Source organism: Herbihabitans rhizosphaerae (assembly GCF_004216555.1).
GTDB lineage: Bacteria > Actinomycetota > Actinomycetes > Mycobacteriales > Pseudonocardiaceae > Herbihabitans > Herbihabitans rhizosphaerae.
Genome location: NZ_SGWQ01000009.1, coordinates 229,920 through 253,364 on the forward strand (window position 1 = coordinate 229,920; position 23,445 = coordinate 253,364).

At 69.4% G+C, this 23,445-nt stretch carries 27 protein-coding genes; 13 read left to right on the forward strand and 14 right to left on the reverse strand.

The genetic code is table 11. The annotated features are described in order from the left end of the window. Positions 1 to 4: 4 nt before the first annotated feature. A complete protein-coding gene (locus EV193_RS24640; protein WP_130346884.1) occupies positions 5 to 679 on the reverse strand; it encodes a response regulator transcription factor in 675 nt (224 codons plus the stop codon). An 83-nt stretch (positions 680 to 762) separates the two neighbouring features. Between EV193_RS24640 and EV193_RS24645 the strand changes: the two genes are divergently transcribed. Beyond that, on the forward strand, positions 763 to 2,217 hold the full coding sequence (locus EV193_RS24645) for a serine/threonine-protein kinase (RefSeq protein ID WP_165401493.1): 1,455 nt from the start codon (positions 763 to 765) through the stop codon (positions 2,215 to 2,217). Between the two features lie 160 nt (positions 2,218 to 2,377). On the opposite strand, the gene EV193_RS24650 is transcribed toward EV193_RS24645, so the two are convergent. Both EV193_RS24650 and EV193_RS24655 read right to left on the reverse strand, forming a co-directional pair. Beyond that, complete coding sequence (locus tag EV193_RS24650) at positions 2,378 to 2,929, reverse strand: hypothetical protein (RefSeq protein WP_207222786.1); 552 nt, start codon at positions 2,927 to 2,929, stop codon at positions 2,378 to 2,380. A 9-nt stretch (positions 2,930 to 2,938) separates the two neighbouring features. Beyond that, on the reverse strand, positions 2,939 to 3,238 hold the full coding sequence (locus EV193_RS24655) for a hypothetical protein (RefSeq protein ID WP_130346889.1): 300 nt from the start codon (positions 3,236 to 3,238) through the stop codon (positions 2,939 to 2,941). Between the two features lie 34 nt (positions 3,239 to 3,272). On the opposite strand from EV193_RS24655, the gene EV193_RS24660 reads away from it, so the two are divergent. Beyond that, positions 3,273 to 3,512 carry a hypothetical protein gene (locus tag EV193_RS24660; protein ID WP_130346891.1) on the forward strand — a complete coding sequence of 80 codons (240 nt, stop codon included), beginning with the start codon at positions 3,273 to 3,275 and terminating at the stop codon, positions 3,510 to 3,512. 30 nt (positions 3,513 to 3,542) lie between these two features. On the opposite strand, the gene dxs is transcribed toward EV193_RS24660, so the two are convergent. Further along, entirely contained in the window at positions 3,543 to 5,477 is a 1,935-nt protein-coding gene (gene dxs, locus EV193_RS24665; RefSeq protein ID WP_130346893.1) for a 1-deoxy-D-xylulose-5-phosphate synthase, read from the reverse strand. A 91-nt stretch (positions 5,478 to 5,568) separates the two neighbouring features. Here dxs and EV193_RS33810 point away from each other — a divergent pair, with 91 nt between their 5' ends. Then, entirely contained in the window at positions 5,569 to 6,930 is a 1,362-nt protein-coding gene (locus tag EV193_RS33810; RefSeq protein WP_207222787.1) for a hypothetical protein, read from the forward strand. Between the two features lie 41 nt (positions 6,931 to 6,971). Then, complete coding sequence (locus EV193_RS24675; RefSeq protein WP_130346895.1) at positions 6,972 to 7,457, forward strand: hypothetical protein; 486 nt, start codon at positions 6,972 to 6,974, stop codon at positions 7,455 to 7,457. Positions 7,458 to 7,654: 197 nt separating this feature from the next. Here EV193_RS24675 and EV193_RS24680 read toward each other — a convergent pair whose 3' ends face one another. Further along, positions 7,655 to 8,794: a glycerophosphodiester phosphodiesterase gene (locus EV193_RS24680; protein WP_242613634.1), complete on the reverse strand. Its 1,140-nt coding sequence runs from the start codon at positions 8,792 to 8,794 to the stop codon at positions 7,655 to 7,657. A gap of 208 nt (positions 8,795 to 9,002) precedes the next feature. Between EV193_RS24680 and EV193_RS33815 the strand changes: the two genes are divergently transcribed. Beyond that, positions 9,003 to 10,097 (forward strand): trypsin-like serine protease, encoded by a 1,095-nt coding sequence (locus EV193_RS33815; RefSeq protein WP_242613635.1) that lies wholly within the window; start codon positions 9,003 to 9,005, stop codon positions 10,095 to 10,097. 10 nt (positions 10,098 to 10,107) lie between these two features. On the opposite strand, the gene EV193_RS24690 is transcribed toward EV193_RS33815, so the two are convergent. Together EV193_RS24690 and EV193_RS24695 are read right to left on the reverse strand one after the other, a co-directional pair. Continuing rightward, positions 10,108 to 11,289, reverse strand: a complete 1,182-nt coding sequence (locus tag EV193_RS24690; protein WP_130346899.1) for a class I SAM-dependent RNA methyltransferase — start codon at positions 11,287 to 11,289, stop codon at positions 10,108 to 10,110. Further along, positions 11,286 to 13,304 (reverse strand): APC family permease, encoded by a 2,019-nt coding sequence (locus tag EV193_RS24695; protein WP_130346901.1) that lies wholly within the window; start codon positions 13,302 to 13,304, stop codon positions 11,286 to 11,288. Before EV193_RS24695 ends, EV193_RS24690 begins: the two co-directional genes overlap by 4 nt. Before the next feature lie 105 nt (positions 13,305 to 13,409). Here EV193_RS24695 and EV193_RS24700 point away from each other — a divergent pair, with 105 nt between their 5' ends. Continuing rightward, a complete protein-coding gene (locus EV193_RS24700; RefSeq protein WP_130346903.1) occupies positions 13,410 to 14,075 on the forward strand; it encodes a potassium channel family protein in 666 nt (221 codons plus the stop codon). Next, entirely contained in the window at positions 14,075 to 14,734 is a 660-nt protein-coding gene (locus EV193_RS24705; RefSeq protein WP_130346905.1) for a potassium channel family protein, read from the forward strand. The genes EV193_RS24700 and EV193_RS24705 overlap by 1 nt, the downstream gene beginning before the upstream one ends. 55 nt (positions 14,735 to 14,789) lie before the next feature. Here EV193_RS24705 and EV193_RS24710 read toward each other — a convergent pair whose 3' ends face one another. Further along, complete coding sequence (locus EV193_RS24710; protein ID WP_130346907.1) at positions 14,790 to 15,074, reverse strand: hypothetical protein; 285 nt, start codon at positions 15,072 to 15,074, stop codon at positions 14,790 to 14,792. 45 nt (positions 15,075 to 15,119) lie between these two features. Here EV193_RS24710 and EV193_RS24715 point away from each other — a divergent pair, with 45 nt between their 5' ends. The 4 genes from EV193_RS24715 to EV193_RS24730 all read left to right on the forward strand — a co-directional run bounded on the left by EV193_RS24715 (position 15,120) and on the right by EV193_RS24730 (position 18,231). Next, complete coding sequence (locus EV193_RS24715) at positions 15,120 to 16,199, forward strand: WXG100 family type VII secretion target (protein WP_130346909.1); 1,080 nt, start codon at positions 15,120 to 15,122, stop codon at positions 16,197 to 16,199. A 1-nt stretch (position 16,200) separates the two neighbouring features. Then, positions 16,201 to 16,725 (forward strand): hypothetical protein, encoded by a 525-nt coding sequence (locus tag EV193_RS24720; protein WP_130346911.1) that lies wholly within the window; start codon positions 16,201 to 16,203, stop codon positions 16,723 to 16,725. Beyond that, complete coding sequence (locus EV193_RS24725) at positions 16,719 to 17,312, forward strand: hypothetical protein (RefSeq protein ID WP_130346913.1); 594 nt, start codon at positions 16,719 to 16,721, stop codon at positions 17,310 to 17,312. The genes EV193_RS24720 and EV193_RS24725 overlap by 7 nt, the downstream gene beginning before the upstream one ends. 172 nt (positions 17,313 to 17,484) lie before the next feature. Continuing rightward, positions 17,485 to 18,231, forward strand: coding sequence for a S1 family peptidase (locus EV193_RS24730; protein WP_423202219.1), 747 nt, complete (start codon positions 17,485 to 17,487; stop codon positions 18,229 to 18,231). A 63-nt stretch (positions 18,232 to 18,294) separates the two neighbouring features. Here the strand turns inward: EV193_RS24730 and EV193_RS24735 are convergent, their stop codons facing one another. The 4 genes from EV193_RS24735 to EV193_RS24750 all read right to left on the reverse strand — a co-directional run bounded on the left by EV193_RS24735 (position 18,295) and on the right by EV193_RS24750 (position 20,963). Then, positions 18,295 to 19,242 carry an acyl-CoA desaturase gene (locus EV193_RS24735; protein WP_130346917.1) on the reverse strand — a complete coding sequence of 316 codons (948 nt, stop codon included), beginning with the start codon at positions 19,240 to 19,242 and terminating at the stop codon, positions 18,295 to 18,297. A 227-nt stretch (positions 19,243 to 19,469) separates the two neighbouring features. Then, positions 19,470 to 19,841 (reverse strand): DoxX family protein, encoded by a 372-nt coding sequence (locus EV193_RS24740; RefSeq protein WP_130346919.1) that lies wholly within the window; start codon positions 19,839 to 19,841, stop codon positions 19,470 to 19,472. A 19-nt stretch (positions 19,842 to 19,860) separates the two neighbouring features. Continuing rightward, a complete protein-coding gene (locus tag EV193_RS24745) occupies positions 19,861 to 20,589 on the reverse strand; it encodes a DUF3159 domain-containing protein (protein ID WP_130346921.1) in 729 nt (242 codons plus the stop codon). Then, on the reverse strand, positions 20,586 to 20,963 hold the full coding sequence (locus tag EV193_RS24750; RefSeq protein WP_130346923.1) for an OB-fold nucleic acid binding domain-containing protein: 378 nt from the start codon (positions 20,961 to 20,963) through the stop codon (positions 20,586 to 20,588). Before EV193_RS24750 ends, EV193_RS24745 begins: the two co-directional genes overlap by 4 nt. 108 nt (positions 20,964 to 21,071) lie before the next feature. Here EV193_RS24750 and EV193_RS24755 point away from each other — a divergent pair, with 108 nt between their 5' ends. Continuing rightward, entirely contained in the window at positions 21,072 to 21,788 is a 717-nt protein-coding gene (locus EV193_RS24755; RefSeq protein WP_242613637.1) for an alpha/beta fold hydrolase, read from the forward strand. A 4-nt stretch (positions 21,789 to 21,792) separates the two neighbouring features. Here the strand turns inward: EV193_RS24755 and EV193_RS24760 are convergent, their stop codons facing one another. Continuing rightward, on the reverse strand, positions 21,793 to 22,443 hold the full coding sequence (locus EV193_RS24760; protein WP_130346925.1) for a DUF3710 domain-containing protein: 651 nt from the start codon (positions 22,441 to 22,443) through the stop codon (positions 21,793 to 21,795). After that, positions 22,443 to 22,925, reverse strand: coding sequence for a dUTP diphosphatase (gene dut / locus EV193_RS24765; protein ID WP_130346927.1), 483 nt, complete (start codon positions 22,923 to 22,925; stop codon positions 22,443 to 22,445). Before dut ends, EV193_RS24760 begins: the two co-directional genes overlap by 1 nt. Before the next feature lie 25 nt (positions 22,926 to 22,950). On the opposite strand from dut, the gene EV193_RS24770 reads away from it, so the two are divergent. Next, positions 22,951 to 23,430 (forward strand): DUF3093 domain-containing protein, encoded by a 480-nt coding sequence (locus EV193_RS24770; protein ID WP_242613639.1) that lies wholly within the window; start codon positions 22,951 to 22,953, stop codon positions 23,428 to 23,430. Positions 23,431 to 23,445: the final 15 nt, after the last annotated feature.

Genomic DNA, 23,445 nt, shown 5'->3' on the forward strand with positions numbered 1-23,445 from the left:
AGCCCTATTCAGCAACCGAGGCGGTCGGAACCCGATAACCGGAACCCACGACGGTGTCGATGATGCCCGGCTCGCCGAGCTTCTTGCGCAGCGTCATCACGGTCACTCGCACGGTCGTGGTGAACGGGTCCGCGTTCTCGTCCCAGACCCGCTCCAGCAGCTCCTCGCTGCTCACCACCGCACCACCGGCGGCCAGCAGCACCTCGAGCACGCCGAACTCCTTGCGGGTCAGGTCGATCTCCGCACTGGCCCGCGTCACCACCCGCCGGGCCGGGTCGAGCCGCACGTCGCCCGCCGTCAGCACCGGCGGGGTGACCGGCGTGGCCCGCCGCGCCAGTGCCCGCACGCGCGCCACCAGCTCGGGGAACGCGAACGGCTTGGCCAGGTAGTCGTCCGCGCCGAGGGACAGGCCCTCCACCCGGTCGGCCACCGCGGCACTGGCGGTGAGCATGATCACGCGGGTGAGGGCACCGGATGAGACGATCTCGGCGCACAGTTGATCGCCGGACATGCCGGGCAGGTCGCGATCGAGCACCACCACGTCGTACCGGGTGATGCTGGCCTTCTCATGGCCGGAGTCACCGTCCAGGGCCACGTCGACGGCCATGCCCTCGCGCCGCAGGCCGCGGGCGATCGCCTCGGCGAGCGGCTCCTCGTCCTCGACTACCAGAATGCGCACGCCACAACGGTGCCACAGGTCCGTCGACTGTGGACGGATGGGCCGGGTACACGCGTGTTCGGGAAGAACGGCATCATACGAACGTGTCCAACCCGGAGTCGATCGGTCGTTACGCGCTGGTTGGGCTGCTCGGCTCCGGCGGATTCGCGGTGGTGTGGCTCGGCCGCGACGAGCAGCTCAACGACCAGGTGGCCATCAAGGTGCTGGCCGACAACTGGGCGCACAAGTCCGACGTGCGCGACCGGTTCGTCAAGGAGGCCCAGGTCCTACGACAGGCGCGGTCGGACCGGATCGTGCACGTGCACGACATCGGCGAGACCGACGACGGCAAGCCGTACTTCGTGATGAGCTACGCCGACCAGGGCACGCTGGACGATCGGCTGCGCGAGGGTGCGCTGCCGGTCGAGACGGCGTTCGCGCACGGCGTGGACATCTGCCGCGCGGTGGCCGACCTGCACCGCGCCGGCTACATGCACCGCGACGTGAAGCCGTCCAACGTGCTGTTCCGGTCCACGGTCGGCGGTGGCGAGCGGCTGCTGATCGGCGACCTCGGGCTGACCAAGGAGCTGGCGCACACCTCGGGGTACACGATCGCGGCCGGCTCTCCCGGCTACATGGCGCCCGAGCAGGCCGCCGGCAAGGGCGTCGACCAGCGGGTGGACGTGTACGGCGCCGCCGCCGTGGTGTACCGGGCGGTCACCGGGCACAAACCCAAGCCGGAGGATCTGCGGCCGCCGAGCGAGCTGCGCCCCGGTCTGCCGGAGGGCACCGACGCGGTGCTGCTGCGCGCGATGTCGCCCGATCCGACGCAGCGCTGGCAGACCGCCGACGAGCTGGCCGCGGAGTTCGAGCGGCTGCGCTACGCGGCGCACGGCGCCGAGGCGATCACCGTCCAGGTCCCCGTGCCGGCGGAACCCGACGACACCACCGGACCGGTCTCCGCCCCGACGCCGTCCGCCGGCACCCGGCGAATGACCCGGGGCCGAATCCTGGCCGCCGCGATCGCCGTCGTCGTGGTGGTCGCCGCCGTGGTGGCCACGCTCCTGGTCACCACGAAGGACGACCCGCCGCCGGTCAGCGTCCAGGTCGCCGACAACACCGGCCGGATCACGCTGACCGTGCCGACCGAGTGGGCCGCGCAGAAGCAGGGCGCGCAGTGGTCGCCGAAGAGCATCGGGCTGTCCGAGGAGACCGGCGAACCCGCGCTCGCCGTGGCGCCGAACCTCGCCGGCTGGCACGACGAGAACAGCACCACGCCGGGCGTGTTCGTCGGCACCAGCCGCGATCCGGGCGCCCGCGCGAAGATCGCCGCCACCTCGCACCCGGGTTGCCGGCGCGACGGCGGCAGCGAACGCGGCGGCGCGCTGCCCGGTGAGGTGGTCCGGTTCAGCTGTGCCGGCGGGGTGACCCTCACCAGCGCCGCACTGTCCACTTCGGACGGTGTGGTGGCGTACGTGCAGATCCGGCAGCCGGCCGGGCCGGATCGCGCGTCGGCCGTGTTGGACAGTCTGCGAATCGGGCCGGCAAGCGTCCCGTGAATGGTGCCCTCGGATGCTCGCCGGGGATCCATCTCGCGGGGGTGGTTCTCGCGCAAGGCGGAGGGCAAGGCTCGTACTGGACCGTACTTGCCTTGTCCGACAACGCAGCGAGGCGCCGCGCGGGCCCCGGCGAGCGCCGAGAGGTCTCGTTCACGGGGCGCTAGGACCTGATGTGGTTGGACTCGAACTCGCCGGTCGTCGCCCACATGTCGAACGTCGTCGCACCGACCACCACGCAGCCGAGTTCGCCGCGGTACCCGCCGTTGGCGTCGGTGGTGAGGTCCATGGACTCCGAGATCGGTGCGTGGACCGTCACGTGACAGGTCACCGTGTGGCGGGTGTTCGGCAGGAAGTCCCGCATGACCACCTGCGCGCTGACGCACCCCTGGAAGCACGCCGGGTCGCCCATCGGCGCGCGCTTGGTCACCACGAGCGAGATGTTGGGCTGCGGCTTCGGCGCGGGAGGCGGCGGTGTGATGGTGCTCGGTGTCGCGGTGACGGTCTTGGTCGACGGCCGGGTGGTGGTCGGCGGCGGCTGTGTCAGCGGCACCGCCGGGGGTGGCACCAGCGTGGGCGGCGGCGCCGCCATGGTGGAGACGGCACCTGCGACCGGCCGGGGTGCTCCCCCGACATCGCTGACCTGCGCACCCGCGTCCGCCGAGCACCCGGCCAGCACGCCGAGCGCCGCCACGGAGAAGAGCAGCCTTCGCAACATCGCCCCTTAGATGGTGATCCGGTTGGACTCGACGCCGCCGACGGTGACCCACACCTGGGCGCCCGCGACGAACAGGAACGGGTAGGTGCCGCACACCAGCTGCGCGGCGCCACCCGTGGAGCCGATCGCCAGCTCCTGCTTCTGCTGTTGGACCATGCCGCCGCTGAGCACGTGGCAGACGCCCTGCTGGCTGCTGTTCGCCTGGAAACCGCGCAGGTCCGCCAGCACGCTGGGGCAGCCGGAGGTGCCGCACTCTGGCCCGGTGCGCTTGCGCAGTTCGATCGTGATGCTGGCGGCGATCTTCACCACCGGAGGCGGTGCCGCCGGTGGAGGCGCCGGCGTGAGAACGATCGTGGTGGTCCTCACCGGCAACCGCACCGGCGGCTGTGTCGTCACGGGCGGCGGGGGCGGCACGGACGTGCTCACCGGCGGCGCGGGAACCGAGGTCGGCGCCGAGGTCGGGACGGCGGCCACCGGGCGCGGCGGGCCGGGGACGTCGGCGATCACGGCGGCGGGCCGCTCCGAGCACGCGACCAGCGACGCGGCCACGCACACGAACAACGCGGCCCGCCCCACTTGATGTCCACGAGTGTTCACCACTCGTGTGAGACTACCGGTGATCACGCTCCGGCGAGGACTCCCGGTCCACATCGTCGACCTGGACGCCGTTCAGCCCGGCCACCCACTCGGTGACCCGGCGCGCCACGTCCTGCGCGGTGAGGCCGAGCCGGGTGAGCACCTCGCCGCGTGATCCGTGCTCGTGGAACCGTTGCGGCACACCGAGATAGTGGATCGGCACGGCCACGTTCCCGTCCCGCAGCGCGGCGGCCAGCGACCAGCCGAAGCCACCGTGCAGACCGCCGTCCTCGACGGTCACCACGAGCCGGTGCTGCCCGGCGAGGTCGACCAGCTCGCCCGGCACCGGGGTCACCCACCTCGGGTCCACCACGGTCACGCCGATGCCCTGATCGGCCAGGCGTTCCGCGGCGGCCAGCCCCAGCTCGCCGAACGCGCCGACGGTCACCAGCAGCACGTCGTGATCGGTGCCGGCGACCGGCTCGCGGATCACGTCGGTCACGCCCTCGCGGCGCACCGCGGGGATCTCCACACCCACGGCGGCCTTCGGGAACCGCAGCACGGTCGGCCCGTCGTCCACCGCGACCGCCTCGGCCAACTCCTCGGCGAGGCTGGTGGCGTCGCGCGGCGCGGCGATCCGGATGCCCGGCACCGCGCCCAGGATCGACAGGTCCCACATGCCGTGGTGACTGGCGCCGTCCGGACCGGTGATGCCGGCCCGGTCCAGCACCATGGTCACCGGCAGCTTGTGCAGCGCGACGTCCATCAGCACCTGGTCGAACGCGCGGTTGAGGAACGTGGCGTACACCGCGACCACCGGGTGCAGCCCGCCCATGGCGAGGCCGGCGGCCGAGGTGAGCGCGTGCTGCTCGGCGATGCCCACATCGAAACACCGGTCGGGGTGGACGCGGGCGAACGGTTCGAGGCCGGTCGAGCGGAGCATCGCCGCGGTGATCGCCACGACGTCCGGCCGCTCGTCGCCGATCCGCACCATCTCCTCGGCGAATACCGAGGTCCACGTCTTTCCCTTGCGCTTCACCGGTTTTCCGGTGATCGGGTCGATCGGGTCGGTCTGGTGCATCTGGTCGACTTCGTCGTTCTCGGCCAGCGCGTACCCGTTGCCCTTGCGGGTCACCGCGTGCACGATCACCGGCCCGCCGAAGTCCTTCGCCCGGCGCAGCGCCGCCTCCATCGCGACCGTGTCGTGCCCGTCCACCGGCCCGAGGTACTTCAACCCGAGGTCCTCGAACATCATCTGCGGGCTGAGCGCGTCCTTGAGCCCCCGCTTGGCCGCGTGCAGCGCCGAGTACAGCGGCCGCCCGACGACCGGTGTGCTGCGCAGCATCCGCTTGCCGCCGGCCAGCGCGCGCTCGTAGCCGGGGCGCAGCCGCAGCGAGGCGAGGTGGTCGGCCAGCCCGCCGATGGTCGGCGAGTACGAGCGGCCGTTGTCGTTGACCACGATCACCACCGGCCGGTCGGTGCCGGCCGCGATGTTGTTCAGCGCCTCCCAGCACATGCCGCCGGTCAGCGCGCCGTCACCGACCACCGCGACGACGTGCCGGTCCTCGCGGCGCAACTGGTAGGCCTTGGCGAGCCCGTCGGCGTAGGACAGTGCGGCCGACGCGTGGCTGTTCTCCACCAGGTCGTGCTCGCTCTCGGCGCGGCACGGGTAGCCGGAGATCCCGCCCTGCTGGCGCAGGTCGTCGAACTCGTCGCGGCGCCCGGTGACCACCTTGTGCACGTACGCCTGGTGGCCGACGTCATAGATCAGCGTGTCCCTCGGCGACTCGAAGACCCGGTGCATCGCCAGGGTGAGCTCGACGACGCCGAGGTTCGGGCCGAGGTGCCCTCCGGTCTTCGTCACCTTCTCCACCAGGAAGGACCGAATCTCGGCCGCGAGTTCGGCCAGCTCTTCGTGGGTCAACCGTCGCAGGTCAGCGGGTCCGTCCACGGACTCCAGCAGCGCCACCGAACCACTCCGTCCTTGCTCGTCGTGTTCCGCTCAGTCTACGAGCGCTGTCCTGAGAGGGCCGATGAACTCAACCCCATAGGGTGGCGCCGTGCCCATCTCATTCGACACCCGTGGACTCGACCGAGTTGACGAGACCACGTGGGTGGATCCCCGGACCGGGGACGGCGTCACGCGCTTCTACTTCGACCTGGTGCCCGATCTGCCACAGCTCCTCTACGACGTGCCGGCGCTGCGCCGCGCGCTGGCGATCGAATGCGCCGACACCGGTGTCGGCCTGATCGAGGCCGACGTGGTGTGGCTGGACACCGTGCCGGCCGTGTACCAACTGTTGAAGCTGCCGCTGCCGAACCGCCCGAGCGGCCTCGCCTTCCTGGCGACGTTCACCGTACCGAGGGCCGAGTGCAGTGCGGTGCTCAAGTTCCAGGCGTTCGAGGGCGAGGTCTCCGGAACCCGGGAGAGCATGGTCGTCGCCGAGGTGGGGATGGAGGGCGCGTTCCGGCCGCACCCGTACGCGCCGGACGTGGAGAAACTGCGCTGGGTCAGCTCCGACGACCAGCAGTGGGACGCCCGGTTCCCCGACCACCCGCTGACCCGCGCGCGGGCGTGGGCGCGACACGCGCAAGCCACCGCGATGATCGACCCTCGGTTCGCCGGGCTGGCGCCGTTCCAGGGATTCGAGCCGCCCGCCGAGCCGGAACCCGAACCGGAACTCACCCCCGAGCCGGCGACCGCGCCCGAGCCGCCGCCCGAGCCGCCCGTCCAGGTCGGCGAGACGATGAAGACCGCACTGCCCGGACTGCCGGTGGGCGACGTGCTCGCGCTGAGCCACGACGACGACCGGGTCACCTTCTGGCGGATGGCCGACCCGGACCTGGTGTACGAGCGGCTGGGCGTCGGCGGGCTGGCGCGCTCCCCCGTGGCGGGCAACAGGTTCCGTGACGCGGCGCTGCTGACCGTGGAGTCCGGCGGCCTGTTCCTCAGCGACCGGTACACCACCGACGGCAAGCAGACCGGGACGTTCACCCGGCTCGAGCCGATCAGCGAGCAGGACGCCTACGCGCGGGTGGACGACGCGGCGCTGAGCCGCACGTTCGAGTGGCTCGGTGATCGCGTGCTGGCCGCCACCCGCCGGGAGGAGTTCGTCGCGGTGGAGTCGGCCGGCTGGAACGCGCCGGCCGAGCCGTACGTGCTGATCATGCTGCGGCCGCACGAGGGCGGCTGGCACTCAGTGCTGGAGACCGCACCGGTCCCCGTCGGCGCGCCGATCTGGCGGGACGCCCAGCCGTTGCCGGAAGGGCAGACCGGGCAGACCCTCGGTTCGCCGGCGTCCGAGACGACGATCAAGGTCGCCGGCCACCTGACCAGATTCGCCGTGGAGACCTGGCCGGTACACCCGCTGCGGCTGGCACTGTCCTTCGCCCCCAACCCGTACGCCCAGCAAGGTACCTAGGTATGGTTCCCGCGAACCGTGGGGACGGAGGACAACGGGGGATGAACGCACCGAATCCGGCGACCGAGCCGGTCGATCCGGCGAAGCTGACGCGCCAGGTCGGTCGCGCGTTGCTCGCCGTCGTGCCGCCGGAGTGGAAACAGTTGCGCGCCGAGTACCGCGCCGCCGGCCGGCACGTGGAGGCCGACCTGCTGGTGATCACCGGCGACGGCCGCGAGATCCCGCTGGCGCCGCCGCGCGAGGTCGTGGACATGCTCGGCAAGCTGCGCGCGGCGATGTACCAGCCGGGCCGGGGCACCTGGCTGTCGGCGGTGTACCAGCTCGCCTACCCCAGCAGGTTCAGCGCCGACTTCGAGCCGGACGTGGAGCCGTCCTGGCGGCGGGTGCCACCGCCGGTCGGATTCGTCGACGAGCTGCGCTTCTTCCCCCGGCAGGACGAGCACATTCCGGACTGGCTGCGCGAGCGCGTCGCACCGCCGGCCCAGACCCCGCCGTCCGGCATCCCGGTGAGCCGGCCCGCCGACTAACCCGTGAGTGTGATCTCGCCGTCGCACACAATCCCAAGTGTCACATTTGCGACGAACTATCACGTTTCAGCAACCCTCTGACCTGCACTTTTGCGCTGGTCGACGGACTTTAGCGGGCTAAAGTACGCGAAACATGAACGGATCGATCGCTAAGTTTCGGACACCCGCGGCGTTGTGGAGCGGTGTCCTGGGCCGAGCTATCGAACGCCGATGGCTGTCTCCGAGCGGGCAGCGACGGCGGTGTCGGGGTTGTCGGCGAACACGCCGTCCAGGCCGGTGCGCAGGAACACGTCGTACTCGCCGAACGCCCTGCCGTACGCGGCTGGCACGGTCGACGAGCGGAAGTCGGCCGGCAGGAACGAGTTCTCGTTGCGGAACGTCCAGGCGTGCACGACGAGCCTCGCCGCGTGCGCGTCCGCGATCACCGTGGTCGGCTTGAGCAGGAACCCGTTCGCGTCCCTCGGGATGATCAGGTCCTTGTTCGCGCCGAGGCCGCGCGCGTACCCGGCGATCTCCCGCAGGCCCTCGGGCTTGACCAGATCGGCGTAGGTGCGCGGATCGCCGGACACCACGAAGTCGTACGGCTTGCCGGTCGAGTTGACCAGCTGCACCAACGGAACCCGCAGTTCGCGGCTCAACTCCTTGAGGTTGGCCACCTCGAAGGACTGCACGAACACCTTGGCGTGCGGGCGATTCAGGCCGTTGCGGTCCAGCGTGCGCACCAGCGCCGGCTCCAGCGGCAGGCCGATCGTGCGGAAGTAGGTCGGGTGCTTGGTCTCCGGGTAGATGCCGACCTCCCGGCGCAGCTCACGGGACAGCCGCCGGCTCAGGTCGATCACCTCCTGCAGCGTCGGCACCTCGAAGCGGCCGTCGTACAGGGTGTTGTGCTGGCGGATCTCGGGGATCCTTTCCTTGGCGCGCAACGTTTTCAGCTCGGCGAGGGTGAAGTCCTCGGTGAACCAGCCGGTCACGTCGGCGCCGTCGATCTTCTTGGTGACCTTGCGCGCCGTGAACTCCGGACGGGCGCCGACGTCGGTGGTACCGCTGATCTCGTTCTCGTGCCGCGCGACCAGTACACCGTCCTTTGTGGACACCAGGTCCGGCTCGACGTAGTCGGCGCCCATCCGCGCGGCCAACTCGTAGGCGGCCAGCGTGTGCTCCGGCCGGTAGCCGGACGCACCGCGGTGGCCGATCACCACCGGCCCGCGCGGCTCGTGGCCGGCGACCTCGACGCCGGGCGGTTCGGCCGCCGAGGACGGCAGCGTCGCGATTCCGGCGGCGACGAGCGCGGCGATGGCCAACCCGGCGATCCGGATGGTTCGGGCCCTACGCATCATGGAGTTCCTCCTCGTGTGCACCACAACGCGGGCACTCTCGCACATCACAGTTAACTGTTGGTGGCCGAAATGCGGGAATACCGGTAACGGTGAAACCGCGATGGCCTCTTGGCGCAGGTCAGGCACGAGAGTTGACTGCCTTTCGTCCGCGCCGGTTATTCGGTCCTGCCGCGGTGTCCCTGTTATTAACCGAAAGGTATCCCCTGCCATGAAATGGCATTTGTTACGCCGCGCAGCCGTCGCGGCGATCGCGATAACAGCCTGTGGCGTGGTCGGCGTGCCGGCCGCGTCGGCGGCTCCGCCACCTCCCGGCGACGGGCAGGTGCAACCACAGATCATCGGCGGCGTCAACGCCACCGAGACGTACACGTTCATGGTCGCACTGAACAACGGCTGCGGCGGCAGCCTGGTCGCGCCACAGTGGATCGTCACCGCGACACACTGCGGCAGTGCGTCCTCCGGCCGGATCGGCTCGATCTCGAAGAGCTCCGGCGGCGAGGTTCGCTCGATCGACCGGCGGATCGGCAAGCCCGGCACCGACCTGACGCTGATGCACCTGTCCACCGCGTCCACCAAGACGCCGATCGCGATGGCCACCGCCAATCCGTCGCCCGGCGTCACCGCTCGGCTGCTCGGGTGGGGCTGCACCTCGTGGCCGAACTGCACCACCCCGGACACGCTGAAACAGATCGACCTGCGGGTGCTGCCCAGCAGCGACTGCTATCCGGGCGGCGGCACCTCGATCGACGTGTGCATCGACGGCGACCGCTACCACTCGGCCTGCCACGGTGACTCGGGCGGCCCGGCGATCACCGGCACTTCGGGCAACTGGACGCTGGTCGGCGAGACGCACGGTCCCGGCGACAACGGCGGCGAATGCGCGACCACCACGCTGTACACCGGCATCGCCGCGCACCGGGACTGGATCGATCAGCAGATCGGCACCGTCACGCCGGGGAAGAAGTTCGAGAACACCGACAACGTCACCATTCCGGACAATGCCGCCGCCGTGTTCAGCTCGGTGGGCGTCACCGAGATGGCCGGCAACGCGCCCGCGACGTTGAAGGTCAACGTGGACATCAAGCACACCTTCCGCGGTGACCTGGTGATCGACCTGGTCGCACCGGACGGCTCGCTGTACCGGCTGAAGAACTTCTCCTCCAACGACAGCGCGGACAACGTGCTCACGACCTACACCGTGAACGCGTCCAGTGAGATCGCGAACGGCACCTGGCAGCTCAAGGTGCAGGACGCCTACTCGGCGGACACCGGGTACATCGACGCCTGGAGCGTGCAGTTCTGAGTGTCGCGCCTTACCGCGTGGGGTGTGTCAGCAACGCGACACACTCCACGTGGTGCGTCATCGGGAACGTGTCGAACGCGCGCAGGTTCTCCAGCCGGTAGCCGCGCCCGGCGAAGATCGCCACATCGCGCCCCAGGGCCGCCGGGTCACAGGCCACGTAGACCACCCGCTCCGGCGCGCGGGCCGCGATCGCGTCCACCACCGCCTTGCCGGCGCCCTTGCGCGGCGGGTCCAGCACCACGGTCTTCGGCGCCGGCAGGTCCTCCTCCATCACCCGCTCCACCCGACCCTGCCGCACGAGCACCTGCGGCAGATCGGCGAGTTCGCGCTCGGCGTCGGCCACCGCACTCGGCGACGACTCCACGGCCACCACCGTCCCGAGTGGACCGACCTGCTCGGCGAGCACGGCGGCGAACAGCCCGACCCCGCCGTACAGATCCCAGCCGCACTCCCCCTGGCCGAGCCCCGACCAGTCGGACACCACCTCGGCGAGCAGGTCCGCCGCGTCCGGGTGCACCTGCCAGAAGCCGTCCGCGGCGATCCGCCAGTCCCGGCGGGCGGCCCGCTCGACCACCGTGTCACCGCCGCGCGCGGTGCGCCTGCGCCGGCCGCGGATCTCGGTGACGTGCGTGTGCGCGGTCGCGTCGACGGCGATCTCCAGCTCCGCGCCCGGCGCCCAGGTGTCGCCCACGACCGCGTCCACGGTGCCCGGCGCGGCGATCGGACAGCCGTCAACGGGCACCACGCGGTGACTGCGGTGTGCCCGGAAACCCAAGCGCCCCTTGCCATCCGCGGTCATCCGCACCCGGGTGCGCCAGTCCAGCAGACCGCCGGCCAGCTCCTCCACCTCGACCGTCCACTCCAGACCCGCGAGCCGCCGCAACTGCTCGGCGACCACGGCCGCCTTGAGCGCCCGCTGCGCCTTGGCCGTCGCGTGCTGCCAGTCGCAGCCTCCGCAGCCGCCCGGCACCGCGACCGGGCACGGCGGCACGACCCGGTCCGGCGAGGCGTCCAGGATCTCCACCGCGTCGCCCCGGCAGAACGCGGCGTGCCGGTCCTCGGTGATCTCCACGACCACCCGCTCGCCGGGCAGCGCGTGCCGGACGAAGATCACCCGTCCCTCGGCGCGCGCCACGCAGTGCCCGCCGTGCGCGACCGCGCCGACATCGACGGTGATCCGCCGTCCGGTCATCTGCCGTCCTTCTTCTGGTTGTCGCCGTTCTTGGTGAACAGACCGCGCCGCACCGCGCCGGGCGCCATCACCGCGCGCTCGTGCACCTTCTCCGAGGACAACAGCTGCCACGGCACGCTGGTCACCATCACCCCCGGCTGGAACAGCAGCCTTCCCTTGAGCCGCAACGCACTCTGGTTGTGCAACAACTGCTCCCACCATCGCCCGACCACGTACTCCGGGATGAACACGGTCACCACGTCGCGCGGGTTGTTCGTGCGGATCCGCTTGACGTAGTCCAGCACCGGCTTGGTGATCTCCCGGTACGGCGACTCGACCACCTTGAGCGGCACCGAGAAGTCCTGCTTCTCCCACTCGGCGACCAGCGCCCTGGTGTCCGCCTCGTCCACGTTGACCGTCACCGCCTCCAGCACGTCCGGGCGGGTGGCGCGCGCGTAGGCCAGCGCGCGCTTGGTCGGCAGGTGCAGCTTGGACACCAGCACCACCGCGTGGTTGCGCGACGGGAGCACGGTCGGCCGGTCCGTCTCCAACTCGGCCAACTCGCGGGCCACCCGGTCGTAGTGCTTCCGGATGCCGGTCATCAACGCGAAGATCGCGGCCATCGCGGCGATCGCGATCCACGCCCCGGCGAGGAACTTGGTGATCAGCACGATCACCAGCACCGTCGCCGTCATGAACAGGCCGAACGAGTTGATCCCCTGCGAGCGTCGCATCCTGCGCCGCGCCACCGGATCGGTTTCCGTTGCCAGCAAACGGTTCCAGTGCCTGATCATGCCGCTCTGGCTGAGCACGAACGACACGAACACACCCACGATGTAGAGCTGGATCAGCTTGGTGACCTCGGCCTCGAACGCGACGACGAGCACGATCGCGAAGGCAGCCAGGAAGATGATCCCGTTGGAGAAGGCCAGCCGGTCGCCGCGGGTGTGCAGCTGGCGCGGCAAGTAGCGGTCCTGCGCCAGGATCGAGCCGAGTACCGGGAAACCGTTGAACGCCGTGTTCGCCGCGAGTACCAGGATCAGGCCGGTGAAGAAGATCACGTACCAGATCGCCGGCGGGAAACCGGAGAACACCGCGTTGGCCAACTGCGCCACGAGCGTCTTCTGCTGGTAGCCCTCCGGCGCGCCGATCAACTGGTGCACGTCCTCGGCCACCTTGGCGTCGGTGATGTTGGCCAGCGTGATCAGGCCCATGAACATCACCACCGCGAACAGGCCCATCAGCAGCAGCGTGGTGGCCGCGTTCTTGGACTTGGGCTTGCGGAACGCCGGCACGCCGTTGCTGATCGCCTCCACGCCGGTCAGCGCCGCGCTGCCGGAGGAGAACGCGCGCAGCACCAGGAAGACCAGCCCGATGCCGGCCAGGTGCCCGTGCTCCTCCACGAGGTCGAACCCGGCGGTCTCCGCGTGCACCTCGTGGCCGAGCACGAAAGTGCGGTACAGCCCCCAGACGACCATGCCGAGGATGCCCACGATGAACGCGTAGGTCGGGATGGCGAACGCCGTGCCGGACTCCCGCACGCCGCGCAGGTTCACCGCGGTCAGGATCACGATCGCGGACACCGCGAAGATCACCTTGTGCGAGTCCACGTACGGGATCACCGCGCCGATGTTGGCCGCGGCCGAGGAGATCGACACCGCGACGGTCAGCACGTAGTCGACGAGCAGCGCGCTGGCCACCACCAGGCCCCAGCGCTGCCCGTGGTTGACCGTGGCGACCTCGTAGTCGCCGCCGCCGGACGGGTAGGCGTGCACGTTCTGCCGGTAGGACGCGACGACGGCGAGCATCACCACGACGACGATCAGGCCGATCCACGGCGTGAACGCGTAGGCGGACAGCCCCGCGACCGACAGCGTCAGCAGGATCTCCTCGGGCGCGTACGCCACGCTGGACATCGGGTCGGAGGCGAACACCGGCAGCGCGATGCGCTTGGGCAGCAGCGTGTGCGCGAGACGGTCGCTGCGCTGTGGCCGACCGACCAGCAGCCGCTTCACCGCGGTTGCGAACTTGGACACGGTGGCACAGCGTATGCCGTCACCTCGTCACATCGCGCCGCGCGGCTGTAGGTTCGTGTCAGTTACTGAGTTACGGTCCCGCGCACACTCTCGAGGAGGCAGGTCGTGCACGTGGTGATCATGGGCTGCGGACGCGTCGGCGCGTCGCTCGCCGCGGCCCTGGAGCGCCTCGACCACACCGTGGCGGTGATCGACAAGAACGCGCAGTCGTTCCGCAGGCTGGGCAGCGATTTCCACGGTCAGCAGGTGGTCGGCACCGGGTTCGACCGCACGGTGCTCACCGAGGCGGGCATCGAGCGGGCCGGCGCGTTCGCCGCGGTGTCCAACGGCGACAACTCCAACATCATCTCCGCGCGGGTGGCGCGCGAGACGTTCGGCGTGGAGCACGTGGTCGCGCGGATCTACGACCCCAAGCGGGCCGAGGTCTACGAGCGGCTCGGCATCCCGACCGTGCCCACCGTGCCGTGGACCACCGACCGTCTCATGCGGACACTCCTGCCGGACGGCGTCGCGGCCGCCTGGCGCGACCCCACGGGCAAGGTGGCGGTGCTGCCGCTGCCGTACCACGAGGGCTGGGTCGGCCAGAGCATCGCCGCGCTCGAAGAAGCGACCGGCAGCCGGGTGGCGTTCGTCATGCGGTTCGGCACCGGTGTGCTGCCCGATCGCAAAACCCTGATCCAGGCCGACGACCAGGTGTACGTCGCCGCGCTGTCCGGGACGGTCAGCGACACGACGGCCGCGGCGGCGGCGCCGCCCGAGGAGGGACACTGATGCGGGTAGCGATCGCGGGAGCCGGCGCGGTTGGGAGGTCGATCGCGGCCGAGCTGGTCGGCTCCGAGCACCAGGTCATGCTGATCGAGCGGGAGGCGGCGAACTTCGAGCCGCACACCGTCGAGCAGGCAGAATGGGTGCTGGCCGACGCGTGCGAGCTGTCCTCGCTGGAGGAGGCCGGCATCCAGCTGTGCGACGTGGTGATCGCCGCGACCGGTGACGACAAGGTCAACCTGGTGGTGTCGCTGCTCGCCAAGACGGAGTTCGCGGTCAAGCGCGTGGTGGCGCGGGTGAACAACCCGTCCAACGAGTGGCTGTTCAACGAGGCGTGGGGCGTGGACGTCGCGGTGTCCACTCCCCGGGTGCTGGCCGCCATGGTCGAGGAGGCGGTGAGCGTCGGCGGGCTGGTGCAGTTGCTGACGCTGCGGCAGGGCCAGGCCAACCTGGTGGAGATGACGCTGCCGGAGGACACGCCGTGGGCCGGAAAGCCGGTGCGTGACATCGACCTGCCGCGCGACGCCGCTCTGGTCACCGTGCTGCGCGGCGGACGGGTGATCGTGCCCCAACCCGACGATGCACTGGAAGCCGGCGACGAGTTGTTGTTCGTCGCGTCGGCCAATGTCGAAGGAGACATCCGCAAGGCGCTGGGCTCTGGCTGACTTCTACTGCACAACGTAACGGTCCTGCTACCGTGCCTGTCTATGTGTTGGGGATTCAGGAACGAAGCTGGCCGAATATGTACATCAACGCGCCAGCGCACAGAAGCAATCCGGCGGCGACGCTCGTACGCACTATCGACTGCCGCTTCGTCTGCGCGAACCTCGCCGAGACAGCGACTAGCAGTGCGGGCAACCCGCATGCCGCGATCGCGAAGAACCTCGGTTCCGGTGCGATGATCGGCGCAAGAACGCCAAGGCAGAACCCGCCGATCTCAACACCGAGGATGACCTGTTTGCGAAACCGCAAGAATTCGTCCGGCCCGGCGTGTTTGTACCCCACGGGTACAGAGTATCAGATCGGAGACAAGCGCCAATGAGTTTCTCGGTGGAGCCCGACGGCGTCGACACGTTCGGAAAGCTGATAACAACCGCTTCCACCAGCGTCAAGGTGATCCAGCAGTATTTTGACCACTTCATGCAGTTCGAAGGCTCCGGAGGATGGCTCCAGGCGGTCCGCGGCAATCACACGGTGGTAGTAACCGCGGTTTCCCAGACCCTCGGTCGCGCCGGCCAAGCGTTGGAGATGTCTGCCATTGAACTTCGCGGTGCCGCCGAGTTCTATCGACGGACCGATGCACAGGCGGCCGGCCGGCTCGATCGCACATATCCTCCAGGAAGTATGGATGGAAGGCCGCCATTGGATCGAATACCCGCTGGTCCAGTGAATCTGGACTCGATAGGAACCATCGACAACATGCGACGGCATTTGCCAGCACCACCACCGAAACCAGAAGAGTTCACCGACCCACTCAAGTACTTCAACATCGTCGACGATTTCATGAGCCCCACCTGGTGGATGAACCAGGTGCTCAACGACACGGTGAGAGTCAACCCGCTGGAAGAGACGACCAAGTGGATCGCCGGCGAGTGGGAATCCTACGCACGCTGCGCCATGACGTGGAAGTACACGAGTCAGGCGATTCAAGAGGTGCACGACAAGATCAAATTCGGCATGAGCTACGTCGGCTCACTGTGGCATGGCAACGCAGCCGACGCCGCCCTCCAGTACTTCGACTACATACTGAAGGCATTGCGCAGCCTCAGAACTGTGACCAACAGTATCCATGAGAAGTACATGGAGATCGCGCGTGGAGTTTGGCAAGCAGCAAAGAGCCTGGCCGACGTACTCAAGGGTCTCCTTGACAATCTGGTCGTCGCCGGCATCGCACTCATTGCTTCACGCTTCCTCATATGGACCGGCGTCGGTACCGCCATCAGCTGGGGCGTCGCCGCTCTCCAATGCGTGCGAATAGTCGACCTGTGGCAGGACGCCACTCGCATCCTCACAACGACTCAGAAGGCGATCCACGGGGTCATGGGATTCGTTCAGTCGATGGAGCCGGAAATCCAGAGCCGACCCATTCCCATGCCGGCGACGGACTACAACCACCCGGCGGTGAGGTGACATGGCGTACGACCCATTGCAGGGCATGAGCCTCGGTCTCGACGACAAGGCATTTCTCCGCAAGACGCTCCGCGAACTCGCCGAGGACCGCAAACATCCTGTCGGACAACTTGCACGCGATGTCCTGTCCGGCAAGACCAGCCTGAAAGCGGCGCTGTCCTCGCCCGAATCCGAGGCTGTGTTCCGGGAGGCGCACCGCGAGTTCAGCGAGTGGAATCGCGACCTGTCCGACGAGGAACGCGAGCGACAGCTCGAGCGGGCGAAGACGCACCTCCAAGAGATCCGCATCGAAGAGGACGCGCGCGAAGCGGGTGTGCGGTTGCCCAGGCCGGTCGACGACACCGACGACGAGCCGCCGGCGAACGTACTCAGGCGCGGCTCGACGACCCAGCGGGGCGGCGAGCAGCAAGCTCAGGCCCGGCGCAGCAGGCCGGCGCCGGCTGCTGGCGACGAGGATGAAGACGTGCAACGCAGCTTCGTCAAGCGCGGCATCCCCGGGTTGGAGGGGCGGCCCAAGAAATGGTGAGCCGAGTCCACATTGCCGCCACCGTAGCCGGCCTGATCAGTGTGCTCGCGGCCTGCGGCCAGACCGACGGCGTGCGGCCCTCGGATACGCGGAAGGCGCCAACGCCGGCGACCGGCACACCCGCCGAACCATTGCCGACCGGCCCGTTCGCTCCCCCGGTGACGGAATGGGCGGTCGCCTTCTGTACAGCGGTCGGGCACATCAACGGGGCGACCGGCGGGCAACCGGACAACGATCCTCGCGCCTGGGCCATCGCGGAGCTGACTCAGCTCGGCGACGGTGTCGGCACCGCGATCACAGGGCTCAGCCAACTCCAGCCTTCACCGGTCCTCGGCGGCGACGACGCGGTCCGACGGCTGATCGGGAAGTTCACCACCGAGCGCGCCTGGCTGACCGAGTCACGCGACCGGTTGAGCCGAACGAGCGGGGGCGATCAAGCCGGCATGGGGCGCACGCTTGGCGAGGTCATGCCGAGACGTGCCGCGTTCACGGCTCGACCACTCGACGGCGTGGCCATCCCCGGTGAGATTCGTGGTGCCGCGGCACGCTCCGGCCAATGCCCGTACATCGGCGGATTTCCCCGCTAAAGCCCTCGGCCAGCTCTTGCAATTCCCCAGTTAAACGTTAAACGTTCACGACTTTAGCATCTTTCTGCGGCCTGACCTGCGACTTTACCGTGCGACTCGAACGGGTAAACCCCGGACGAAATCGCAAGGAGTCGGCATGTCCCCGAAAAGATTGTCAAGCAAATTCGTTAGAGTGGGTATACGCATTGCGTGTGTTTCCGCCGGATTGTCGCTACTACTCACCGGAAGTCAGGTAGCCCACGCATCGACGGGCTCGCTGGGCGACGGACCGGGCGGTCAGGCGCAGCCGAGGATCATAGGCGGGCACGACGCGACCGAGACGTACTCGTTCATGGTCGCGCTGAACAACGGCTGCGGCGGCAGCCTCGTCGCTCCGCAGTGGATCGTGACGGCCACCCACTGCGGTGGGGCGAGCAGCGGCCGGGTCGGCTCCACACAGCACAGCTCCGGTGGCGAGACGGTGCGGATCGACCGTCGCGTCGGCAAGCCGGGAACCGACCTCACCATGATGCACCTGTCGGCGCCCGCGCAGTCCACACCGGTCAAGATGGCGGAGAGCAACCCGTCCCCCGGCACGACGGCCCGGCTGATCGGCTGGGGCTGCACCAGTTGGCCCAACTGCAACACCCCGGAGACGCTGCAGGAGATCGACCTCGCGGTGCTGCCGAGCAGCGACTGCTTCGCCGGTGGCGGCGCCAGGGACGACGTGTGCATCGACGGCGACCGCGGCCACTCGGCGTGCCACGGTGACTCAGGCGGGCCGGCGCTGGTCGGCTCCTCCGGCAACTGGACGCTCGTCGGCGAGACGCACGGCCCGGGCGACAACAACGGCGAGTGCGCCACGACGACGCTCTACACGGGCATCGCCCCGCACCTGTCGTGGATCAAGCAGCAGATCGGCTCCACGGACCGAAGTTAGCTCCATGTCGTTCGGGAACCGGCGTCAGCGACTCGGTTCCCGAACGGCCGGCCACAGAGAGCGTCAGTCGGTGCGGAGCTTGGCCAGACGCTGCGGCGTGGGCCAGCGGACATCGGTCGCCCAGCCGAACTTCTCGAAGATCCAGATCAGCCGCGCGGAGATGTCCAACTGGCCGCGCAGCACGCCGTGCCGGGCGCAGGTCGGGTCGGCGTGGTGGGAGTTGTGCCACGACTCGCCGAAGGACAGGATCGCCAGCGGCCAGAAGTTCGCGGCCTTGTCGCGGCTCTTGAACGGGCGCTCGCCCATCATGTGGCAGATCGAGTTCACCGACCAGGTCACGTGGTGCAGCAGCGCGATGCGCACCAGACCGGCCCAGAAGAACCCGGTCAGCGCGCCCCACCAGGACCAGGTGATCAGTCCGCCGAGCACACCGGGAGCGAGCACCGTGGTGGCCGTCCACAGCACGAAGTGCTTGTCCACGGCCTGGATGTCCTTGTCGGCCAGCAGGTCCGGCGCGAACCGCTCGACGTTGGTCTTGCTGCGGTCGAACAGCCAGCCCATGTGCGCGTGCCCGAACCCCTTGGCCAGCGCCCAGGGTGAGGTGCCGAACAGCCAGGGTGAGTGCGGGTCACCCTCACGGTCGGAGAACGCGTGGTGGCGGCGGTGGTCGGCGACCCAGTCGGTCACGGTGCCCTGCACGGCGAGGTTGCCGCTGAGCGCGAGCACGATCTTCAGCCAGCGCTTGGGTTTGAACGAGCCGTGCGTGAACAGGCGGTGGTACCCCACGGTCACGCCGAGGCCGCTCATGACGAAGAAGCCCGCGCCGAGTGCGATGTCGGTCCAGCCAAGGCCCCAGCCCCAGGCGAACGGCACAGCGGTGATCAGGGCGAGCAGCGGGATGATCACGAAGGCTTTGACGGCGATGTACTGCCCGATCGAGCGCTGGCCGTCGGTGATCGGCTTCTTGTCCTTGGCAGGCGGAGGCGGTGACGCCTCGAGGACGGTTGTCATGAAGTTCAACCTCGACTCTTCGGCGTACCGAGTGATCTTCCTACGCTTACGTAACCGTAAGTCTAACGCGGTGTCGGCGACTAGCTCCTCCGCGTGAACGTCCAGCGACGATCTCACTACACTCTGACGGCTCACGAGCGGAGCAGTCAGGAGAGCTACCACCACCATCCGAATCGTCGTGGCCGACGTGATGATGGAGAGGTGACACAGGCACCGAGAACGGTGCGCTACAGCGAATAGGGGCCGAATCGCGCCCAGGCGATAACGCCGGCGAGCACCAGGAGACCGACGTTCGCGCCGAGGTTCGACCATTCCTTGCGGCGCGCGTGCGTCATTCCGGCGCCGATCATCAGCAGGCCGATCCCCACCGCGGCGAGCGGCGTGAGCACCGGCGCGATCTTCGTGGCAGCCGGCAACACCAACCCGAGCGCGGCCAGCACCTCGAGGCCGCCGATCGCCTTCACGGAGCCGTCGCCGAAATCGTCCACCCACGGCATCGGGCCGGCCAGCTTGGCCCGAGGCGTGATCACCTTCGCCAGACCGGCCCCGAGGAACGCCACCGCCAGCAGGATCTGCAGCACCCACACGAACGTGTTCACCGCTCAGCCCTCCAGCAGGTCAGTGCTCTGCCGCGGCCGGGTCGCCGTACTTGGACCGCAGCCGCGCCTCCGCCTCGTCGTCCGACTCCTCCGGCTCCTTGTCGGACTCCAGCAGGTGCCGCCGCTTGTCCGCCCTGCGCACCGCCCACACGGTGACCAGCAGCGCGACGATCATCAGCGGGTAGCCCATCGCGAGCTTGGCGATCCCGAGCAGCGTGGTCTGGTCGGTGTCGTACAGCCAGCGCTGCACGATGAACCGCGCGCCGAACACCGCCGCCCAGGTGAGCGTGGCGATGTCGTACCCGATCACCGACTTGCGGTCGGCGCGCCAGCCCTTGCCGTGGCTGTTCAGCGACGACCAGATCACGCCGACCAGCGGCCAGCGCACCAGCGTCGAAGCGAGGAACAGGCTGCCGTAGATCAGACTCGCCCAGATGCCGAACAGGAAGAAGCCCTTCGCCGACCCGGTCCGGTAGGCGATGAACGCGGCGATGGCCACGCCGAAGAACCCGGAGATCGCCGGCTGCAGCGGCTCCTTGCGCACCATGCGGACCACGGTGATCAGCACCGCGGTGCCGAGCGCGCACCAGATCGCCGGCATCAGCCCCCACAGCGTGTTCGCCAGCACGAACACCACGATCGGCACCGACGAGTAGATCAGGCCGCCGATCCCGCCCATCTGCTCCAGCAGTGTGCCGGGCTCGCGGTCGTCGCCTTGGTCGTCGGCGCTGTCGTGTTTGTCGCTCATGTAGCCGTCTGCAACTCGTAGTAGGGGTTGTAGAGAACCTTGTGCCCGTCACGCACCGCGATCCGGCCCTTGGCCTTGACCGTGCGGCCCGGCTCGATTCCCGGGATCCGCCGCCGTCCGAGCCAGACTAGTGTGACGCCTTCGGTGCCGTCGAACAGCTCCGCCTCGAGCGTGGCCGTCGCGTCCTTCGGCGACAGTTCCACGGTGCGCAGGCGGCCTAAGACGGTCACTTCCTCGCCGGACCGGCAGTCGCACGCGCGCTGGGCACCGCTGGCCTCCGCCTTTTGGGAGAGGTCGTCGGCGTCGAGCTCCTCGACATCGCTGGTCAGCTTCCGCACGAGGCGACGCCAGCGGCTGTCCCCCTTGGTCGCCATCAAAGCTCCTGACAGTCAACGGGCCGGCCCCGACTCCGGCCCTCGCATTCGCAAGGGTAGCCGCGTGCGAGCATCATTCACCCCTCCGTTCGTAGAGGAGATTGACACGTGACCACCGGCACAGGGACGCCCGTCCCGCGCACGGCCGTGGTGCTGCCCGGCACCGGGTCCGACGAGGTGTTCGTGCGTGCCGCGTTCGAGGTGCCGCTGGCCGCGATCGGGGTGCGCCTGGTCGCGCCGGAGCCGGTCGCCGGCCCCCGGCTCGCCGAGGAATTCCTCGCCGCGCTCGAGGCTGCCGAGCCGCCCGTGCTGGTCGGCGGAGTGTCACTGGGCGCGCACCTCGCCGCCCAGTGGGCGGTGGCCAACCCGAACCGCTGTCTCGGCCTGCTCGCGGCACTCCCCGCCTGGAACGGACCGCCGAACGGCGCGCCGGCCGCGACCGCGGCACAGCTGTCCGCCGACGCCGTACGCGATCAGGGACTCGACGGCGCCCTGGCGATCGCCGTGGACGGCGTGGCCCCCTGGCTCGCCGACGAGCTGACCAGGGCGTGGCACCGCTACGGCGACGCCCTGGCCGAGTCACTCGACGTGGCCGCCACACACACCGCGCCGACCCTCGCCGAACTCGCCACCCTCGACATGCCGACCGGCATCGCCACCTGCGCCGACGACCCGGTGCACCCCGCGGCTGTCGCGCACACCTGGGCCAAGGCCCTCCCCCGCGCGGCCGTGTCCACCACCCGCCTGGACATCGTCGGCCACGACCGGGAAGCCCTCGGCCGCGCGACGGTGCTGGCCTGGCTGCGCGCCGGCGGGCGAGTCTGAGCTACTACTCCTCCTGCGCTTGCGCGATGTGCGACGCGATCGCCTCGGGGAGATCGATCGGCAGCGGGGTGCGCACCGGCATCGGCTGGGTACCGCGCACCACGACCGTGCCGCGCACGAGGTCGACCAGCGCCGCACCGGCCGCGTCGGCGGACTCCGGCGGACCGGCGACCACACCACGCAGCATCCAGCGCGGTCCGTCCACGCCGATGAACCTCAGTGACACGTCGCCGAGTGCGGCCAGCAGCTCGGTGCCCCACTCGCCGCGGGCGGTGCGCACGCTCGCGCCGTCGGTGCGCAACTGCTCGGACAGCTCCGCGCTGACCTCGTCCCACAGTCCACCCGTCCGAGGGGCGGCGTACGCGTTGATGGTGAGCTGGCCGTGCGGGGTGAGCACGTGCACCGCGCGCACCGCGCCCTCCTGCTCCATCTCGACCTGGAGCTGCGCGCCGTCCGGCACGGGAAGCAGGATCGAGCCGAGGTCCAGCCGGCCGAGGTCGTCGTCGGGCGCCTCCGACTCGTCGTAGGGACCGTCGGCGGCCCAGGCCCCGGACTCGCCAGGGCCGGCCTCGTCGTTCTCCCCGCGATCGAGGTCGTCCTCGAACGGCTCGTCCACGTTGTCACGCTCGCGCCGTCCACGCCCGAAAAGTCCCACTAGTCCTCCGTCTCGTACGCCGGCGCACCGGTCAGCGCCGCGTGGCCTCCGGTGGAGCCGTACCCACCGTCACCACGGTGCGAACCCCCGAGGTCGGTCACCTCGCGGAAGATCGCGTGTTCCACCCGCTGCACCACGAGTTGGGCGATCCGGTCGCCCCGGTGCAGCTCGATCGCGTCCCTCAGGTCGTGGTTCACCAGGCAGATCTTGATCTCGCCCCGGTATCCCGAGTCGATCGTGCCCGGCGTGTTGACCACGCTGAGGCCGACGCGGGCGGCGAGGCCCGATCTTGGGTGCACGAATCCTGCGTACCCGTCGGGAAGGGCGATCGCCAGTCCGGTTCCGACGGTGGCGCGCTCGCCGGGCGGGATGCGCACGTCGGTCGTGGTGACCAGGTCCGCGCCCGCGTCGCCGGGCTTGGCGTAGGACGGGACCGGAATGCCGGGATCAAGACGGCGGAGCAGAACCTCGACGGTGGGCACGGGCGGCGAGACTACCCTTATCCCCGTGACGAAAACGGGTGCGGGCGTGAGTACCGCGTACTCCGAGCGGTTGTACGTGTCGTGGTGGGGCTGGCCGCTGCCACTGCTGGCCGCGGCGCTGCTCGCGCTCGAGGTCCACATGGGTTACCCGGGCGTGCGCGCCTGGCTGCCGTACGCGGTGCTGGTGTCCGCCACGGTGCTCGTGCTGCTGCTCGCCGGGCGCGCCAAGGTCGAGGTGCGCGACGAGGAGCTGTGGGTCGGTAAGGCGCACCTGCCGCTGCGGTTCGTCGGCGAGGTCGAGGTGATCGACGGCGGACGAAACGGGGTCGCCAAACGCCGGGCCCTCGGACCCGAACTGGACCCGGCCGCGTACGTGCTGCATCGCGGGTGGGTCCGTCCACTCGTTCGGGTGCACCTGACCGACCCGGACGACCCCACGCCGTACTGGTTGTTCAGTACTCGGTCGCCGAAACGCCTCGCCGAGCTGCTCACCGCGGATCGCTGAGCAGCTCGGCTAAAC